Annotated in this window: 1 protein-coding gene; it reads left to right on the top strand. The window is 59.6% G+C overall.

Annotation, left to right across the window (positions count from 1 at the left end; all coding sequences use genetic code 11):
* A partial coding sequence (locus D0817_RS24870) for an IS30 family transposase (protein ID WP_127341006.1) occupies window positions 1–436 on the top strand: 436 nt, incomplete at both ends.

Below are 436 nucleotides of genomic sequence, written 5' to 3' on the forward strand. Positions count from 1 at the left end.
CAGCTACGCAACCCACGACGCCGTGGCACCGCTCGGCGCGGACAGATCCCTGACATGCAGAGCATCCATATACGCCCTCCAGAGGTCGAGGATCGCCTTATCCCTGGTCACTGGGAGGGCGACCTGATCAAGGGCGCTGGGAACCGCTCATCAGTCGGCACACTGGTTGAACGCACGACCGGATTTGTGGTGCTGGCGAAGATGGATAACGCGACCACAAAGGCTGTTGTCGACAGCTTCTCGGCCGTCTTTAATCGCGAGCCTGCGGCGATGCGCAAAACCATGACGTACGACCAAGGCAGAGAGATGCACGGTCACAAGATTCTTACCGAGCGTACCGGCGTCCAGATCTATTTCGCCGACCCACACAGCCCGTGGCAGCGCGGTTCAAACGAGAACACCAACGGACTCCTGCGCCAATACATGCCAAAGGGCT

The sequence above is a fragment of the Flavobacterium cupreum genome, from assembly GCF_003996965.1.
GTDB classification, from domain to species: domain Bacteria; phylum Bacteroidota; class Bacteroidia; order Flavobacteriales; family Flavobacteriaceae; genus Flavobacterium; species Flavobacterium cupreum.